The sequence below is a fragment of the Candidatus Oscillochloris fontis genome (assembly GCF_004138135.1).
GTDB lineage: Bacteria > Chloroflexota > Chloroflexia > Chloroflexales > Chloroflexaceae > Oscillochloris > Oscillochloris fontis.
The window spans coordinates 1-19,041 of record NZ_RYFD01000059.1; the positions used below are offsets into that span (position 1 = coordinate 1).

The window sequence follows — 19,041 nt, forward strand, 5'->3', positions numbered from 1 at the left end:
GGCTACGCGGGCTGCGCTCCCTCGCGCTCGATCCGCTGTTCCAAAAGCCCCAAATCCGCCCGGCGGATTGAAACCAGAAGCCTATCCAATTCCGATCCACCCCATGCCCATAAAGTTCCAAAAGCCCCAAATCCGCCCGGCGGATTGAAACTCCTTCACAATGAGGGCATTCGTTCGATTAGGATGGTTCCAAAAGCCCCAAATCCGCCCGGCGGATTGAAACACGTCACTACGTTACCTACACGTTCTTCAATGAGAGTTCCAAAAGCCCCAAATCCGCCCGGCGGATTGAAACGCCAAGGAGTATGAGTAGTGTGGCGCAAGCGGCGCGGTTCCAAAAGCCCCAAATCCGCCCGGCGGATTGAAACCTTTTCCTAGTGTGTGCATCATACTGGTGCTATTTCGCAGTTCCAAAAGCCCCAAATCCGCCCGGCGGATTGAAACAGATACTTTTTTACTGTCCGTCGTAAGCGATGATCGGTTCCAAAAGCCCCAAATCCGCCCGGCGGATTGAAACTTCGCAGCGGAGTTACTACGGTTTGCTGTAGCATTAAATGTGGTTCCAAAAGCCCCAAATCCGCCCGGCGGATTGAAACAGCATGATCATGCTCCTTGCCCCTTTGGGGCTACTAAAGGTTCCAAAAGCCCCAAATCCGCCCGGCGGATTGAAACAGTTTTCGATTGAGTTTGGGGGTTGCGTTCCTACCCGTTCCAAAAGCCCCAAATCCGCCCGGCGGATTGAAACCCCTCCTGCTGCCGAATCATCGAAAGAGGCTAAGGATGTGTTCCAAAAGCCCCAAATCCGCCCGGCGGATTGAAACTTGGTCAGTTCGCTCATCCCGACGTTCCAGATGTAGTTCCAAAAGCCCCAAATCCGCCCGGCGGATTGAAACTCACCAGGCGCAAACGAGACCACGCCACTCATAAAGGGTTCCAAAAGCCCCAAATCCGCCCGGCGGATTGAAACGCCGAATTCGCGTGCGGCGCTAACTTTTTGCCGAGTTCCAAAAGCCCCAAATCCGCCCGGCGGATTGAAACCGTCTGTGAGTAAGATTGCTCCACTTGCCAAGGAGTAGTTCCAAAAGCCCCAAATCCGCCCGGCGGATTGAAACAAACACTCACCGCTTGCAGTAGTACAACCTGTCAAGTTCCAAAAGCCCCAAATCCGCCCGGCGGATTGAAACTTCCTTCTCTGTTGCCGATGGACTATTCCATCTGCGGTTCCAAAAGCCCCAAATCCGCCCGGCGGATTGAAACCATCCTTCGGTTCATCCTTTACGGGAAAAAGACAATGTTCCAAAAGCCCCAAATCCGCCCGGCGGATTGAAACCAGAGATGCAAGCAAGGCGAAGAATAAACGCCCAGTTCCAAAAGCCCCAAATCCGCCCGGCGGATTGAAACATCTGCGTTTGCAGCCCGCCAAAGCTGCTGGACATCCAGTTCCAAAAGCCCCAAATCCGCCCGGCGGATTGAAACCTGGGATAACAAAGCACTGGTCGAGCCAACCAGCATCGGTTCCAAAAGCCCCAAATCCGCCCGGCGGATTGAAACTCAGGGGCAATCTATGGGAATCTCGGAGGCTACCGCGGTTCCAAAAGCCCCAAATCCGCCCGGCGGATTGAAACGACCAACCAGGACGGCGACGAACTGACTATCCGGGAGTTCCAAAAGCCCCAAATCCGCCCGGCGGATTGAAACCGTACAATTGACAGGCAAAGCCCCACCAGCCGCCATGAAGTTCCAAAAGCCCCAAATCCGCCCGGCGGATTGAAACTGTATATCGGAAGGGTGTGCGGAAGCAAGTCGAAGAGGTTCCAAAAGCCCCAAATCCGCCCGGCGGATTGAAACTTTATGTGCGCCCCGTTATTAGTGGCGCGTATCGGGTTCCAAAAGCCCCAAATCCGCCCGGCGGATTGAAACACCGTATACATCCTTAACTCCTTGTCGCTTCGTGTGGGTTCCAAAAGCCCCAAATCCGCCCGGCGGATTGAAACACAACTGTTAGGGGGGGGGGGATTGTAATATGCCTAAAGTTCCAAAAGCCCCAAATCCGCCCGGCGGATTGAAACTAACAGAATAATGTACTCACATAGCGCGGGGAGTTACGTTCCAAAAGCCCCAAATCCGCCCGGCGGATTGAAACAGGCTCAGTACCTTACCACCTTCGTACCTCACCATTGTTCCAAAAGCCCCAAATCCGCCCGGCGGATTGAAACTCGAGCAAGCATACGACAAACACTTCGACGATGAGTTCCAAAAGCCCCAAATCCGCCCGGCGGATTGAAACGCAGAGGCGCAAGCGTTTGCGGATGCGCTAGAGGGCGCGTTCCAAAAGCCCCAAATCCGCCCGGCGGATTGAAACGGGGATTTTGCAGCATTGATATGTGATTTCTATGATGGGGTTCCAAAAGCCCCAAATCCGCCCGGCGGATTGAAACTAGATACCGACATCTTCCGCATTCCTAATGACAATTGTTCCAAAAGCCCCAAATCCGCCCGGCGGATTGAAACTATGCGTACATCGCGTGATATGTCACCAAACAAGAGTTCCAAAAGCCCCAAATCCGCCCGGCGGATTGAAACAAGGATGTATACGGTTACGGTGCAATCAATAGCCGAGTTCCAAAAGCCCCAAATCCGCCCGGCGGATTGAAACTGACCTGTGACAGCGCTGAAAGCACACAGCCTGAAGTTCCAAAAGCCCCAAATCCGCCCGGCGGATTGAAACAGTTGTTGTGCGCAAGAAGCGGCGCAGGGTAGCGCCAGTTCCAAAAGCCCCAAATCCGCCCGGCGGATTGAAACGTAGTATTCTCTAGATACACTCTCAGGAGGCTTCCAGTTCCAAAAGCCCCAAATCCGCCCGGCGGATTGAAACAAAGCATGCCACAAGGTAGGCAAGACCCATCTGGCGTTCCAAAAGCCCCAAATCCGCCCGGCGGATTGAAACGTGTATTCTCGCCCTTGCGGGCGAATTGCACTACTACGTTCCAAAAGCCCCAAATCCGCCCGGCGGATTGAAACTGGTAGTTGTAGTCAACAGCTAACTTGCTACCATGATGGTTCCAAAAGCCCCAAATCCGCCCGGCGGATTGAAACGCAATTGCCCCCTAATACACGTTGGTGTAGTAGTGGGTTCCAAAAGCCCCAAATCCGCCCGGCGGATTGAAACTGACCTGTGACAGCGCTGAAAGCCTGACAGCCGCGTTCCAAAAGCCCCAAATCCGCCCGGCGGATTGAAACTGCGACATCGTTGGGCGATCTGATTTGCAGATTATGTTCCAAAAGCCCCAAATCCGCCCGGCGGATTGAAACATTGACACTGAATACCATACCGAGTATGTATCTTTTGAGTTCCAAAAGCCCCAAATCCGCCCGGCGGATTGAAACACTGAAATGGTGAGGTACGAAGGTGGTAAGGTACTAAGTTCCAAAAGCCCCAAATCCGCCCGGCGGATTGAAACAGGCGAATAACCGTAGTTGCCTAGCAGGTAGTTGCAAGTTCCAAAAGCCCCAAATCCGCCCGGCGGATTGAAACATATAGCCCAATACGATGAAACGGCAAAGATTTTTGCCAAGTTCCAAAAGCCCCAAATCCGCCCGGCGGATTGAAACAGGCGAATAACCGTAGTTGCCTAGCAGGTAGTTGCAGTTCCAAAAGCCCCAAATCCGCCCGGCGGATTGAAACGACAAGACAGCCCCATTGGGCTGTGATGGGTTCGGTTCCAAAAGCCCCAAATCCGCCCGGCGGATTGAAACATCTTGCCGCGCCCGGTGCTCGCGGTGCCGCTATCGGTTCCAAAAGCCCCAAATCCGCCCGGCGGATTGAAACCTCATCTTCTGTGGTATCCTTTCCTCGCTTAGGGAGGTGTTCCAAAAGCCCCAAATCCGCCCGGCGGATTGAAACCTCCGCGCCACTCGGCAGAATCGAGCGCGTGATCAGGGTTCCAAAAGCCCCAAATCCGCCCGGCGGATTGAAACATACGTGGGAACCTAACCATATCCGTGAATTTATGCTGTTCCAAAAGCCCCAAATCCGCCCGGCGGATTGAAACCGACCAACGCAGAGCAAGGGCTGACCAGCAGGCACGTTCCAAAAGCCCCAAATCCGCCCGGCGGATTGAAACCTTTTCGGCCTAGCACACGCGGGCTACCGCGTGGTTCCAAAAGCCCCAAATCCGCCCGGCGGATTGAAACCCTGATCAATGCAGAGGCCATGGGTCTCCACAGCGAAGTTCCAAAAGCCCCAAATCCGCCCGGCGGATTGAAACTTCGGACGCTTCCGCTGTCTCGCCTGTGGACGGTTTGGTTCCAAAAGCCCCAAATCCGCCCGGCGGATTGAAACAGGTCGGTGTGGGTACGGGTAATGTGCGGAGGGCGATGGGTTCCAAAAGCCCCAAATCCGCCCGGCGGATTGAAACCTCGCAGTTGGGGCATGGGATAGCCACACTTCGAGGTTCCAAAAGCCCCAAATCCGCCCGGCGGATTGAAACTACGCAATTGTGCCAGCACGCCCCAGACGGCCACGGTTCCAAAAGCCCCAAATCCGCCCGGCGGATTGAAACTGCTTGTCGCACGCGGCCAGGAGCTTGAGGATGGTGTTCCAAAAGCCCCAAATCCGCCCGGCGGATTGAAACTCCGCGATTTGCTTATGGATGTGCGCAGCATGCCCCGGTTCCAAAAGCCCCAAATCCGCCCGGCGGATTGAAACTTACCGCCGAGCGGGCAGACGGCGCACCGGTGATCAGTTCCAAAAGCCCCAAATCCGCCCGGCGGATTGAAACCATGGCAGACTAGCCCCGGTACTCGCGGCTCTTCATAGGTTCCAAAAGCCCCAAATCCGCCCGGCGGATTGAAACTGCCCCTGTTTGCTGGTGGAACGCCTGCATTCTACGGGGTTCCAAAAGCCCCAAATCCGCCCGGCGGATTGAAACCATTCTGCGCCATGGAGCCGAGCGGCTGATGGCGCTGTTCCAAAAGCCCCAAATCCGCCCGGCGGATTGAAACGGTATTTACCGCATTACAAAGCCAAAAATACCCTTGGTTCCAAAAGCCCCAAATCCGCCCGGCGGATTGAAACCATAATGATTATAGTAGTTTGTGCGACACTGCACATAGTTCCAAAAGCCCCAAATCCGCCCGGCGGATTGAAACTTAGCTTCTGGTGCAGCAGAGGATCGCTTTGGTAGAGGTTCCAAAAGCCCCAAATCCGCCCGGCGGATTGAAACTCTTGGGCAACACCGCCATAGATATTTTCTGATAGGTTCCAAAAGCCCCAAATCCGCCCGGCGGATTGAAACTAGATACCAACATCTTCTGCATTCCTAATAACAATGTTCCAAAAGCCCCAAATCCGCCCGGCGGATTGAAACTATGAAAAAGGCTTTCAGCAGAATGGCTCCTAGAAAGGTTCCAAAAGCCCCAAATCCGCCCGGCGGATTGAAACCACATCCGCACAAAGGCACACGCTCAATGGCTATTCGGTTCCAAAAGCCCCAAATCCGCCCGGCGGATTGAAACTAGAAACCAAAGGTATTCTAAAAATACTTAACTTTAGTTCCAAAAGCCCCAAATCCGCCCGGCGGATTGAAACTCGAAGAAATATGATAACTGTGAGGGTGCGTTGTGGAGTTCCAAAAGCCCCAAATCCGCCCGGCGGATTGAAACATGTCAATAGCTTCTGCATTCTCATTCGGTTCAAAAGTTCCAAAAGCCCCAAATCCGCCCGGCGGATTGAAACTTCGTGGGGCTACGTTTACCGTGTTAAAAAACAGGGTTCCAAAAGCCCCAAATCCGCCCGGCGGATTGAAACCATTCTTTCTTGCTGGAATATCGCGAAAAAACGCGAGTTCCAAAAGCCCCAAATCCGCCCGGCGGATTGAAACGACACCTGAACAGCTTCAGACGTGTGTGCAATATCTGTTCCAAAAGCCCCAAATCCGCCCGGCGGATTGAAACCGTCGCTTCTTTTCAGAAAAGGCATGGCAGCAGTTTTAGTTCCAAAAGCCCCAAATCCGCCCGGCGGATTGAAACTTACTTTCTTCCATCGTTTTTCCTAACGTTTGTGCAAGTTCCAAAAGCCCCAAATCCGCCCGGCGGATTGAAACGACATTTGCAGCACCGGCGGCGCGTTGGCTTCCGTTCCAAAAGCCCCAAATCCGCCCGGCGGATTGAAACTCTCCTGGTAGTCGGTTGGCGACGTGAGGGCCGCGGTGTTCCAAAAGCCCCAAATCCGCCCGGCGGATTGAAACTAGGCCACGCCGATCTGGAAGCACAGCGTAGGGTCTGGTTCCAAAAGCCCCAAATCCGCCCGGCGGATTGAAACATCGCCTGTTGGTATCTGGCAATCTTGCTTATCCGCGTTCCAAAAGCCCCAAATCCGCCCGGCGGATTGAAACATCTCCTTGAGGCGTGGGCCGATCTCGCCAAGCCGTTGTTCCAAAAGCCCCAAATCCGCCCGGCGGATTGAAACAAATAGTCATGGCCCTGGCAGATCTCAGTCGCTACCACGTTCCAAAAGCCCCAAATCCGCCCGGCGGATTGAAACGCGGCGCAGGGCATTGACCAGGTCGTCATACTCACGTTCCAAAAGCCCCAAATCCGCCCGGCGGATTGAAACTCTCTACGGTGGCGAATAATTTCACGCTTGACAAAGTTCCAAAAGCCCCAAATCCGCCCGGCGGATTGAAACACGACGTTGCCTTGGAGATCTTCCCATTTTGTGCCGTGTTCCAAAAGCCCCAAATCCGCCCGGCGGATTGAAACCCGCCTGATCCAGCGCCGAACGCGCCCGAAGCGCGGGCGTTCCAAAAGCCCCAAATCCGCCCGGCGGATTGAAACATTCGATGCCATCACCCAGCGCCGCATCGCCCACGGTTCCAAAAGCCCCAAATCCGCCCGGCGGATTGAAACTAAAAATGCTTACCTTCTTCCTGGTCGCCATCCTGGTTCCAAAAGCCCCAAATCCGCCCGGCGGATTGAAACGTAGTCGGCGACGTTGACCGTGATGGCGAGCTACCTAGTTCCAAAAGCCCCAAATCCGCCCGGCGGATTGAAACTACCGCGTATCAGTCTGGCCTCGCCTCGCTCCCTCTGCGTTCCAAAAGCCCCAAATCCGCCCGGCGGATTGAAACGGCAGCATTTTGGCGGAAGCCGTGGCAGTAACGCCCTGTTCCAAAAGCCCCAAATCCGCCCGGCGGATTGAAACTCCAGCGCAGCCAACAACTCTCGCACCCGATGATGTTCCAAAAGCCCCAAATCCGCCCGGCGGATTGAAACTCAATGTCAGCAGCGGCGGCGAGTCGATCATAGCGTTCCAAAAGCCCCAAATCCGCCCGGCGGATTGAAACTCATCTACATTGAAGCATGGCTAATCGCCCGGTTTCGTTCCAAAAGCCCCAAATCCGCCCGGCGGATTGAAACGTCAGTTGGCACGAGGATACATTGCAGATTGCCGCGGTTCCAAAAGCCCCAAATCCGCCCGGCGGATTGAAACTGATCGTGAAGCCAACACTCTTGGGTGTGGCATCGAGTTCCAAAAGCCCCAAATCCGCCCGGCGGATTGAAACACAGCAGCATCAGGCGTGACATCCGGGGCGAACAGCGTTCCAAAAGCCCCAAATCCGCCCGGCGGATTGAAACTGTTAACGGTAGATAATACCGAATGGTTCAATCTGAGTTCCAAAAGCCCCAAATCCGCCCGGCGGATTGAAACTACGGGCAAGCGTAGCAAAGTTTACCTCTATCAAGTTCCAAAAGCCCCAAATCCGCCCGGCGGATTGAAACTGCGCCGCCATGTTTCACCTGGTTCGCCCCCCCGAGTTCCAAAAGCCCCAAATCCGCCCGGCGGATTGAAACCATCTCGTCATTGCGACTCAAAAAACTGGGAAAGAGGTTCCAAAAGCCCCAAATCCGCCCGGCGGATTGAAACTCTCTGATGGCACCGTCTACCGCACCACCGACGCGCTGGCGTTCCAAAAGCCCCAAATCCGCCCGGCGGATTGAAACTGGCGCACCAGGGACGCAGGAGCAACGTGGACGGGGAGTTCCAAAAGCCCCAAATCCGCCCGGCGGATTGAAACTAGGAGCCAGTTTCCCCCTCCCAGGTATAGATCCCAGGGGTTCCAAAAGCCCCAAATCCGCCCGGCGGATTGAAACTCGGGTAATGTAGCACGCCTTGATCATATCCACCCCTAGTTCCAAAAGCCCCAAATCCGCCCGGCGGATTGAAACCAATGCCACCTGTGAGGTTTTCTTTTTGTTACAGACAGGTTCCAAAAGCCCCAAATCCGCCCGGCGGATTGAAACGCATCAAATTTACCATTATGGATAAAGACACTCCGTTCCAAAAGCCCCAAATCCGCCCGGCGGATTGAAACGTCACAGTTGTTGGCGGCTTACTTGAACGCTGTTGGTTCCAAAAGCCCCAAATCCGCCCGGCGGATTGAAACATCTGTCGCTGCACGCCAACGCGGCGTTGAAGGAGGTTCCAAAAGCCCCAAATCCGCCCGGCGGATTGAAACGTCTTCATGCGGGATGCCCAGATCCCGCATGATGCCACCGAAGTTCCAAAAGCCCCAAATCCGCCCGGCGGATTGAAACGCGCTGCGGCTCGGCCTCCGGCGCGGCGAACTGCTCGGTTCCAAAAGCCCCAAATCCGCCCGGCGGATTGAAACCGACAGGGTACGGGTGGCGCAGGCAACGCCACGACGCGGTTCCAAAAGCCCCAAATCCGCCCGGCGGATTGAAACGTTGGAATTGCCGGTGGGATCTTTGGCGGGTTGTTTGGTTCCAAAAGCCCCAAATCCGCCCGGCGGATTGAAACAGCTCATTGCGGGGCTATTGGGATGGATCGCCGAGTTCCAAAAGCCCCAAATCCGCCCGGCGGATTGAAACCACGAAACACGCTAATGTAAACCTCTATACTACCTTGTTCCAAAAGCCCCAAATCCGCCCGGCGGATTGAAACTTTGTGGCAAGCAAATACACCACTAGGCTTGAAGTTGTTCCAAAAGCCCCAAATCCGCCCGGCGGATTGAAACCCTGGCATCATCGTGTTGAGCAGCACGCGCTCCAGGAGTTCCAAAAGCCCCAAATCCGCCCGGCGGATTGAAACCGCGATAGCATAACTGATTGGATTAAGGACTTTGGTTCCAAAAGCCCCAAATCCGCCCGGCGGATTGAAACTGTAATCTGACGCAACGTACCAGCAGGCATGTATGTAGGTTCCAAAAGCCCCAAATCCGCCCGGGAGAGCTTTGCAGAATGACCGCCGTACTCCTCCCCCCCCCATTGGGGGCGCTTTTTTGACCGGGATATCCGACCTAGTACGGCGATTCGGCGGGGGAGGCGCCAGATGGTGGGATGCCGACGCCCAGAATCGATGGGAAACTGGGTCATGCCCCCCCGGAGCGGCCTCCGCAGGCACGCCGCAACGCCCCCACCCCGGTGGGAGCGCCGTATCCGTGCCCCGGTGAGGGCTTAGCCCGGTGGGCATGGCGCCGCCTTTCGTTGGACCCGCGCCAGCCAGAGCAGCAGGTTGCGTACCGCACTCGCCTGGTAGAGTTGCACCTGCGCTGCCGCATGCCCCACCCGCCGCGCCCGCCGACAGCCGTGGTAGCGCACCAGCCACGCAATCACGGGTTCGACCTGCCAGCGTCGCTGCAAGAGCGCCATGCCTTCGGGACTCTGGTTGAACTCCGCGCCCGTGCGCAGGAAGGCGTGATAGTCCGAAATGAAGACGCTGCGATGCCCGTTCGGCTTGGCCTCGGCATCACGGCACTGGTTCCACACCGGGCATCCCTGGCAGTGGGACGCCAGAAAGCGGTAGTGCTCGCCATCCCCCGCCCCCGACCGATAGACCGTGCGGCTGACCACGCCGTTGGGGCATGTACACGTCCCGTGTGCGGGGTCCACCCGGAAATCCGCCACCGTGAAGCGGGTGCGGTCACTGCCGCCACTGGCCGGGATCCACGCCACCATCTGGGTCTGCCCGTCACTGAGGGCGTGGACGCGCGCCCGCGTCTTGCCCCACCCCCCCGCCTGATCCATGAGCAGGAACGGCGGCAGTGCGTCGTTGGCGGCGCGTTGCTGCGCCAGCGCAGCGCAGGGAGCCTCGCTATCCGGCGTGCTGCCCGTCAGCGCCACCACCGCCCGGATGCGCGTCACCGTCGTACTGATCACGGCATTGGTACCGAGCACCGCCGGACGGCCCTCGTGCTTGCGGAAGGTCGCCTCGGTATCCACCGCGCTGACGATGCGTTGGGAACCACGGGTCTTCGGGCTACGTTCACGCACCACCCCGTCGGAATCGGTCTCCACATCATCCGCCTCCACCTTGGCGAGCGCCTCCAGATAGCGCGTCACCACGGTGCGGAACGGCGGGCCGAGCGCGGGCAGATGCGGCGTCAGCGTGGCCACGAGCGTGCGCGTCACCGTGATCGCCGCCTGCAGATGTCCCTGCCGCGCCGCCGCCGTGCGGGCATGGACGGGCCGCACCAACTGGGCCACGTCCACCTCCGCCAGCACCGTCTGGAGGGCGGGTGGGGCGTGCGCCTGCCAGTCACGCACCAGACGCAGCGCGAGATGGCGCAGCAGATGGGCCGTACTGGGCGTGGCGGCAGCGGGACTTTCCATCGCAAAGGTATCCACGATCTGCGGCGTGGTAGCGGGATCTTCGGGGTCAATCTGATCGACGAAGCGCAGCACCGCGCGGAAGAGCGCATCGGGGGCGTGGATCGTGATCCAGGCGTGAAAGCGATGGAGGGTCGTATGGTCAGGCGTCGGCCCAACGAGCGGCAACCCGACAAACCACCGCACCAGCAGATTCGTCGCGAGCAGAAACTCCAGATCGGGGTCCGAACACGAATCGGCCCAGGCCCGCACGATCTCGGCGCGCACCAACGGATCGAGGGAGAAGGTCGGCGGCGCACCGGGCGTCCCCGCAGGATGGCGGTACGCCGCGCATGCCTGCACCACGGGGGTCGGGTCATACCATTGCGCCAGACGCACCAACGGATGTGCGGCACAGGCTCGCAGCACCCGCCGCATGACCAGCACCTCCACCCAGGCCAGGATCGGCGCGAGAAAGATGCCGATCATGCATTGGACCAGCGGCGGAACTGCGGGCAGATCGGGTGTCCCGGCACGTATGGTTGGTGGTATACTGGGCATAGCGAACCGTTTTCTGTGCTATGGTTTTTGTTGACACACCTATCATGCCACAGATTATGGTTCGCTCTTTTGTGCTGTTGTAATTCTGCAAAGTTCTCCGGTGAGGATTGAAACATTAATCCGACGACGTTCCACGAAACGAAATCCAAGACTTACCGTTCGCTGATTCTGAGAACCGGTTCATAAAATTGCCCCACTAGCGAGCCAAAACCGACCATCTGGCAGGCGATGCGCCCCACTTAGCGGCTGATTCAGCGAAAACGTTTTACACTTTCCGAGATCGTGTAGCCTCAAGTGGGGAATGGAGTGCAAATGGAAGCCGCTTTTTAGAGACAAGTGGGGATGTAATTTCATTTAGCGCCCAAAAAATAAGCGAACGGTAAGTAGACATTACGTCTTTACGTCTTTACGTCTTTGCGTCAAAACCTGGATGCTAGGAGAAGTGTGAACCGTTATGGATATGCGTCCCCTTGCTGGTCGCAATCGTCGTGGTACGCCTGCCCATGGCAAAATGCGTATCACCACACGGGCAGGTGTCCCCCGTCACCGTCGGATGGGCAGCGGACACTGGTATTTGGCGCGTTCATGCGGCACCAACCCGTTGCTGCGATCAAGGTAGACCATCTGCGGGTGCATCGGCAACCCGGCTGCGCACAACGGTGTGCCATCCGGGCAGAACTGCCGCCCCGCCCCGCGCTTCCCCGCGTTGAAGGGCACTGCCGCGAAGTTTCCTCCCCCCCCCGCCTGGCCGAAGTTGTCATAGACGTCGTGTGCATCGTAGGCCACGTCCCAGGTTCGGTGTGGTCGGGCAAGCGCGTGGCGACGCCGCCGCCGGCGTCGCCCCAGAAGATCTCCACCCCCATCTTGAGCCGGGGCACCGGAATTGCGTGGGTGGTCGAGGCGGGGTGAGGCGTTGCGGCGCTTCTTGACACTGAGTTTGCAATCCGAGTCCCCAGCAGGTTGGCGGGTCTTGTCAAAGCAACCGTTGGCGATGGGATGCCCAAACCACCGCTGAAACGGTGCCATCACCTGCATAAACAGAGTTGTCATTCTGCGTCATGTATGATACGATCAAAGCTACTGATAGGCAACAGTAAGAGGAGAGAACGCCATCGAGACAGCAAGTCTTGCCCGCCGTATCGTCGATCTCGCTGAGGACAAGCAGGCTCACGAGATCGTGTTGCTCGACATTCGTAGCCAAAGTACGATTGCCGACTATTTTGTGATCTGCTCCGGGGATAACGAGCGTCAGTTGCGCGCCATCACCGATCATATTGACGATCAGATCCATCGCCAATTTGGTCTCAATCCGCGCATTGAAGGCTCGTCCGACACCGGATGGATCGTGATCGACTACGCCGATGTGGTCGTCCACGTCTTCAGTGCCAACCAACGCGACTACTATCGTTTGGATGGGCTCTGGAACAAGGTTCCGCCGGTCGTCGTGGTTCAATGAGGCATCTATGCATAATGATCATCCCCCCCACGGCAAAAGACGCTCGCGCCGCAAGCGTATGGTGCAATTCGCCGCCGGTGCGGCTCTAGGCAGTGCGCTCGGCTTGGTGATCGGTTCACTCCTCACCTTCTGGTTGGGTGAGGGTACAATGCGAGCTATCCAGAGTGGTATCCGCCGCATCACCGGCGATGATGGCCACCCTAGTTTCGATCTGTTGCTCCAATAGAGACGAACCACCGGAGGCTGAACAAGGAGAATCTTCCCTACTCGATGGGTGATCATCTTCCTTGTTGGTTGGTATACCTACCGACTATACTCATGAGCGGGAGGGGAGTAGCCGCTCAATGTTGAGCGGGCAGTCGTCAATTCGGGGTCACCCCGGCTGCCCGTTGGCGCAGATGCGCTTATGGCGAGACCACCACGGTACGCAAGTACCGGGTGGTCTTTCTTGTATTACATGTGTATGTGTGTTAGCGGCTGCGCCGCCCCCGCCTCCCCAACGAAGGTATGCGGCGCGATCTGGGAGTATAGAGGAGCATGCCCGTATGGATCTGATAACTATCGTACTGTTTGTGATCGGGTTGGTGTTGCTGATCGCTGGAGCAGAGTTGTTGGTGCGCGGGGCCTCGCAGTTGGCCGGGGCGGCGGGGATTCCGCCGCTGATCATCGGGTTGACGGTGGTGGCCTTTGGCACGAGTGCGCCGGAGTTTGCAGTCAGCGCCCAATCGGCGCTGGCAGGCCAAGCCGATATCGCCATGGGGAATGTGGTCGGTAGTAATATCTTCAATGTGCTCTTCATCCTCGGCGTCTCGGCGCTGATCATCCCGCTGGTGGTGCAGCGCCAATTGGTGCGCCTGGATGTGCCACTGATGATTGGTGCTGCCATGCTCTTGGGGCTGCTCTCGCTCGATGGTCAGGTGAGCCGGGTTGATGGCTTGATCTTGTTTGCCCTCTTGATCGGCTATATCGCCTTCCAGGTGCGCCAGGGGTTGCGCGATACATCAAGTACGCCTGATGCGACAAAAACGAATGGACAACCCCAGGGAGCTAAACAACTGTCCATCAATATCGGGTTGATTATTGTCGGCCTCGCGATGCTGGTGGTCGGATCGGGCTGGTTGGTGGATGGGGCAGTGGCGATTGCGCGCACGCTGGGGCTGAGTGAGTTGATCATTGGCCTGACGATTATTGCCGCTGGTACCTCGCTGCCAGAGGTGGCGGCATCAATTATTGCCGCGCTGCGCGGGGAGCGCGATATTGCGGTCGGGAATGTGGTCGGCAGTAACCTCTTCAACATCCTCGGTATCCTCGGCCTCACCGCTGTCATCGCGCCAAGTGGCGTGTCTGTGGCACCCGCCGCGTTGGCCTTCGACATCCCGGTCATGATTGCGGTCATGCTCGCCTGTCTGCCGATCTTCTTCACCGAACACCGCATTGCCCGCTGGGAGGGTGGCCTCTTCCTCACCTACTATATCGCCTACACCGCCTATCTGGTGCTGGCCGCCACCAACCACGATGCGCTGCCCGTCTTTAGTAGCATGATGATGACCTTTGTACTGCCGTTGACGGTGATCACGCTGGTGGTGCTAGGAGTGCGGGCGTTTATGCAACAGCGACCACAAACTACCGCAAAAGTGTAGTACAATACCTGTACCGTCCACATACACGATAGAGGGAGGATCATGCTACCTGCAATCGTCTTGATCACGCTGGCGCTGGCCCCACTTGGCTTGCTGGCGCGAACTGGGCCACGACCGTTGGTAGGATGGGCATTAGCGCTGCTTCCAGCACTTAGTTTCGCCCTCCTGCTGTTCCAGTTACCCCAAGTAACCGGAACGACTCAGATTCGTGAAGTGATTCCTTGGGTGCCCACTATGGGCGTGGAGCTCAGCTTTGCGCTTGATGGGTTGAGTCTCCTCTTTGCGCTCGTGATCACCGGGATCGGCACGCTGATTATTGGCTATGCGGGCCACTATATGCATGACGATCCCGGCTTGGGGCGGTTTCTGCTCTACTTGATCCTCTTTATGGGCGCGATGCTCGGTCTGGTGCTGGCCGGGAATGTGCTGACGATGTTCATCTTTTGGGAACTGACCTCGGTCACATCCTATTTGTTGATCGGGTATAAGCACGATTACCCCGGCGCTCGCCGGGGTGCCCTCCAGTCGTTGGTGATTACGGCGGGTGGCGGGCTGGCGCTGTTGCTCGGTCTGCTCATCTTGGGTGAGGGGGCGCGCCACGCCGGGGTGGCCCCCAACCAGATCTACAACTTCGATGCGATTATTGCGGCGGGGGCGGAAATTAAGGCCGGGCCGTTCTATACTCCCGCGTTGTTGCTCATCCTCGTGGGGGCGTTTACCAAGTCGGCCCAGTTCCCCTTCCACTTCTGGCTGCCAGGGGCGATGCAGGCGCCCACACCCGCCTCGGCCTTTCTACACTCGGCCACCATGGTCAAGGCCGGGGTCTACCTGTTGGCGCGGCTCGCGCCGGGGCTAGGTGATACACCACTCTGGCATGCGGCTTTGGTGTTGGTGGGTGGCTTTACGTTTGCCTTCGGGGCGTTGGTGGCGACCCGCAAGGATGACATCAAGGCACTACTTGCCTATACGACCCTGAGTATGCTCGGTGGGTTGATCATGCTGATCGGTTTGGGTGGCAAATACGCCGCCGAAGCGGTGGCGGTCAATATTCTGGCCCACGCGCTCTACAAGTCGGCGCTTTTTATGATCGCTGGGATTATTGACCACGAGGCAGGCAGCCGCGATCTGCGCCACCTGGGTGGCTTGCGCCGCATGATGCCCGCGACGGCCTTCTTTATCGCCCTGGCGCTGCTCTCCCAGATGGGTATTCCGATCTTCTTTGGCTTTGTGGGTAAAGAGTTGCTGATCGAAGCCGCCCTCGAAAGCCTGCTGGCTGCCCCCTGGCGCTACGCGGCGCTCGCCGCGATTGTGATCGCCGCAGTTGGCTACATTATCGCGGCATGGCGGCTCTTCAAGCATGCCTTCCTGGGTACCTCCAGCCCCACACTGGCCCAGCGCCACCACGTCGCCGACCCACGTGGCATGCTGGTCTCCCCGGCCATCCCGGCGCTGCTCTCGATCCTCGTGCCACTCGCGCTGCTGCCCTGGGCCTCGCAACTGCTCGCCCCGGCGGCCTCGGTCGTCTATGGGAAACCGATCAGCTTCGACCTCGCACTCTGGCACGGGTTCAACACCGCACTGATGGTGAGTAGCGGCGCGATCCTGCTCGGTATCCTGCTGGCACGTTTTGAGCGCCCGCTGGCCGCCTTGCCGCCCCACCTGCCCGCCTGGGCCGATGGTGCAGATCTGCTCGACCGCCTGCTGGCGGGGGTTGATCGCATCGGTGGCCTGATTATGGGCACCCTCCAGACCGGCCAACTGCGGCGCTATATGCTCTACAACACTATCACGCTGCTGCTGATTACCGGGGTGCCGTTTGTGCTGTATGTGCTGCCGGGGCTATCGTTCATTACGCCCGATCCGCAACTGCGGATCTACGAAGCCTTTGCGGCTGCGCTCATCCCCATCGCGGTGGTGGCTGCGATCCGTGCTGAGTCACGCCTGAGTGCGATCATCTCGGTGGGTGTGGTCGGAGCGATGGTGTCGCTCTTCTTCATCCTCTTCAGTGCGCCCGATCTCGCGCTCACCCAGTTGTTGATCGAGGTGCTCTCGACCGTCTTCCTGTTGCTGGTCTTCTCGATCTTGCCGGCCCGCTTCGCCAACCTCTCCTCGCCCGCCACCCGTATGCGCGATGCCATCCTGTCCGGGATGGTTGGCCTCCTTGTCGCCGGGTTGGTCTTGGCCACCGCCACCACCACCATCTTTGAGCCACTTGCGCCCTACTACCTGGAGAATAGCCTCGCCAAAGGTAAGGGCCAGAATGTGGTCAACGTGATCCTAGTGGACTTCCGTGGTTTTGATACGATGGGTGAAGTGACGGTGCTGCTCACCGCGCTGCTGGGGATCTACGGTTTGCTGCGCATGCGGCGCGAGAAGCAGTAAGGAGACTCTGATGTACGACTCTATTATCCTACGCAGCGTTGCACGGCTCATGCTGCCCATCCTCCTGATGCTTGCCGTCTTTATGCTGCTGCGCGGCCATAACCTGCCGGGTGGCGGCTTCATTGGCGGGCTAGTCGCATCATGCGCCATCATCCTGCAACTGGTCGCCTTTGGCCCTGAGGCGGCGCGCCGGGTGTTGCGCGTCAACTACCTCGGTCTAGCCGCCTTTGGGGTCTTCTTTGCCGCTCTCTGGGGCTTGCCCTCGCTGATCGGGGGCCAACCCTATATGACCTCGCTCTGGATTCCTGAACCGATTCCTGGTGTGGGGAAGATCGGAACCCCAGTCCTCTTCGACCTTGGGGTCTTCTTTGGTGTGATCGGTGTCACCACCCAGATCGCGCTCCTGTTGGCCGAAGAACGTCGCCCGCGTGAGACGCATGATGCTGGTACCCCAGCGACGTAGAGAAGGACGACACGTATGATTCTGATACTTGCCATCACCATTGGCTGCCTCTTTGCAGGCGGGTTCTACCTGATATTACGGCGGAGTTTGGTGAAACTGATTCTGGGGCTGATCCTGCTCAGTCACGGCGTGAATCTGCTCATCTTCACCATGGGTGATGGGGTACGGCGGGGCGCACCGCCGATTGTGGATAAGAATGGCGTGGCCCCGATCAATGTCGCCGACCCAGTGGTGCAGGCGCTCATCCTGACCGCGATTGTGATTAGTTTTGGTCTGACCGCCTTTATCCTGACGCTGGCCTATCGCGCCAATCAGGTGACTGGTTCGGACGACCTCGATAGTATGCAGGGTGAGGGCTAAATGGTGAATCATCTCTTCTTACCTCTGGTGGTGCCGCTGATCAGCGCTGCGCTGAGTGTGATGCTCGGTCGCTGGCGGCTGCTCACCCGCACCCTCACGCTGGGTGCGTCACTCTTCAACCTCGGCTATAGCGGCTGGTTGCTCTGGCTGGTGAGTAGTGCCGGGCGGCAGGTAACGCAAGCCTCGGCGTGGGCGGCACCGTTTGGCATCGCGCTGGTTGCCGACCTCTTGGGCGCGGTGATGCTCTTCTTGGCGGCGCTGCTCATGTTCTGTACGATCATCTACAGTTTGTTGAGTATGGAACCAGAGTACGAGCAGTTCTTCTACTACCCGCTGCTGCTCTTGCTGCTGCTGGGGGTGAGTGGGGCCTTCCTCACCGGCGACCTCTTCAACCTGTATGTCTGGTTCGAGGTACTGCTGATGTCCTCGTTTGGGTTGGTGACGATTGGCGGTTCGCGGGCGCAGCTCACGGGCGGCTTGAAGTACGTGGCACTCAACCTGATCGGGAGTACCATGTTCCTGATCGGCAGTGGCCTGATCTACGGGCTGGCCGGAACCTTGAACATGGCCCATATCGGCGAACGCCTGATCACCCAGAGCGAACCCGGCCTCACCACCGTGATCGCCACGCTCTTCCTCTTCGCCTTTGGTAGCAAAGCCGCACTCGCGCCGCTCTTCTTCTGGCTGCCAGAGAGCTATCATACCCCGCCACCCGCCGTGAGCGCCATCTTCAGCGCTCTGATGACCAAAGTCGGCGTCTATGCGCTCTACCGCGTCTTCGGCACCGTCCTACCGGGTGAGTTGGTGCGCTTAGCCCCGCTCATCCTGGTTCTGGGTGGAACGACGATGGTGCTCGGCGTCTTCGGGGCACTAAACCAGACCGAAATCCGGCGCGTGCTCTCCTTCACCATCATCAGCGAGATCGGCTTTGTGGCGATGGGCTTAGGCTTTGCCAGCGCAGCCGGTTTAGCAGCGGGGTTGCTCTTTACTGCGCATATGATGATCGTTAAGACGGCGCTCTTCTTCCTGGCCGGAGCCGCCGAGCAAGTGTGCGGCACCGGCGATATGCGCCGCATGGGTGGGTTGGCGCGCCGCGAACCGGCCCTGGCGACGCTCTGGTTCCTGGCCATGATCGCGCTCGCCGGTATCCCACCGATGAGCGGATTCTTTGGCAAACTGGCCCTGCTGCAAGCCGGGGTAAGCCAGGGCCACTACCTGATCAGCGGCTGGGCCGTTCTGGTAAGCCTCTTCATCTTCCTCGCCATCCTCAAGATCTGGCACGAAGTCTTCTGGAAGAAGCCGGTGGAAGATCTGAGCCAGCGCCCACGGCTGGCCCCAGCGTTGCTCATTCCAGGGGCGCTGCTGGTCATCCTCAGCCTCGTGATCGGCATTGGTGCCGGGCCAGTTGCCGAACTCAGCACCCAAGCCGGAACCCAGATCCTTGACCTGCCGGGGTATATTGAAGCCACCTGTGGCCCAGCGGGATGTGATGCCGTGACACTCCGCAGCCACTAAAGTGGCGCGGCTTCTTGGCCCAACCCGCCTACTGGCGAGCGTAACGACCAACGGAG

At 58.2% G+C, this 19,041-nt stretch carries 9 protein-coding genes and 1 CRISPR repeat array; of the genes, 7 read left to right on the forward strand and 2 right to left on the reverse strand.

Features of this window, described 5'->3' with window-relative positions:
* Positions 1-37: 37 nt before the first annotated feature.
* A CRISPR array of direct repeats spans positions 38-9,183; the repeat unit is 37 nt; unit sequence GTTCCAAAAGCCCCAAATCCGCCCGGCGGATTGAAAC.
* Between the two features lie 294 nt (positions 9,184-9,477).
* Together EKD03_RS16280 and EKD03_RS16285 are read right to left on the reverse strand one after the other, a co-directional pair.
* Positions 9,478-11,169, reverse strand: a complete 1,692-nt coding sequence (locus tag EKD03_RS16280) for a transposase (protein ID WP_129633180.1) — start codon at positions 11,167-11,169, stop codon at positions 9,478-9,480.
* 543 nt (positions 11,170-11,712) lie between these two features.
* Positions 11,713-12,219, reverse strand: a complete 507-nt coding sequence (locus tag EKD03_RS16285) for a hypothetical protein (protein WP_129633182.1) — start codon at positions 12,217-12,219, stop codon at positions 11,713-11,715.
* A gap of 88 nt (positions 12,220-12,307) precedes the next feature.
* Here EKD03_RS16285 and rsfS point away from each other — a divergent pair, with 88 nt between their 5' ends.
* From rsfS to EKD03_RS16320, 7 genes are all read left to right on the forward strand, one after another.
* Positions 12,308-12,625, forward strand: a complete 318-nt coding sequence (rsfS, locus tag EKD03_RS16290; RefSeq protein WP_129633184.1) for a ribosome silencing factor — start codon at positions 12,308-12,310, stop codon at positions 12,623-12,625.
* A gap of 7 nt (positions 12,626-12,632) precedes the next feature.
* Positions 12,633-12,851, forward strand: a complete 219-nt coding sequence (locus EKD03_RS16295) for a hypothetical protein (RefSeq protein WP_129633186.1) — start codon at positions 12,633-12,635, stop codon at positions 12,849-12,851.
* Positions 12,852-13,170: 319 nt separating this feature from the next.
* Positions 13,171-14,265 (forward strand): calcium/sodium antiporter, encoded by a 1,095-nt coding sequence (locus EKD03_RS16300; RefSeq protein ID WP_129633188.1) that lies wholly within the window; start codon positions 13,171-13,173, stop codon positions 14,263-14,265.
* A 42-nt stretch (positions 14,266-14,307) separates the two neighbouring features.
* The gene (mbhE, locus tag EKD03_RS16305) at positions 14,308-16,647 is read left to right on the forward strand and encodes a hydrogen gas-evolving membrane-bound hydrogenase subunit E (protein WP_129633190.1); all 2,340 of its coding nucleotides are present in this window, start codon (positions 14,308-14,310) and stop codon (positions 16,645-16,647) included.
* A 10-nt stretch (positions 16,648-16,657) separates the two neighbouring features.
* Positions 16,658-17,110: a Na+/H+ antiporter subunit B gene (locus EKD03_RS16310; protein ID WP_129633192.1), complete on the forward strand. Its 453-nt coding sequence runs from the start codon at positions 16,658-16,660 to the stop codon at positions 17,108-17,110.
* 15 nt (positions 17,111-17,125) lie between these two features.
* Positions 17,126-17,470 carry a Na+/H+ antiporter subunit C gene (locus tag EKD03_RS16315; RefSeq protein ID WP_129633194.1) on the forward strand — a complete coding sequence of 115 codons (345 nt, stop codon included), beginning with the start codon at positions 17,126-17,128 and terminating at the stop codon, positions 17,468-17,470.
* Complete coding sequence (locus tag EKD03_RS16320; RefSeq protein ID WP_129633196.1) at positions 17,471-18,985, forward strand: proton-conducting transporter transmembrane domain-containing protein; 1,515 nt, start codon at positions 17,471-17,473, stop codon at positions 18,983-18,985.
* The last annotated feature ends 56 nt before the right edge of the window (positions 18,986-19,041 follow it).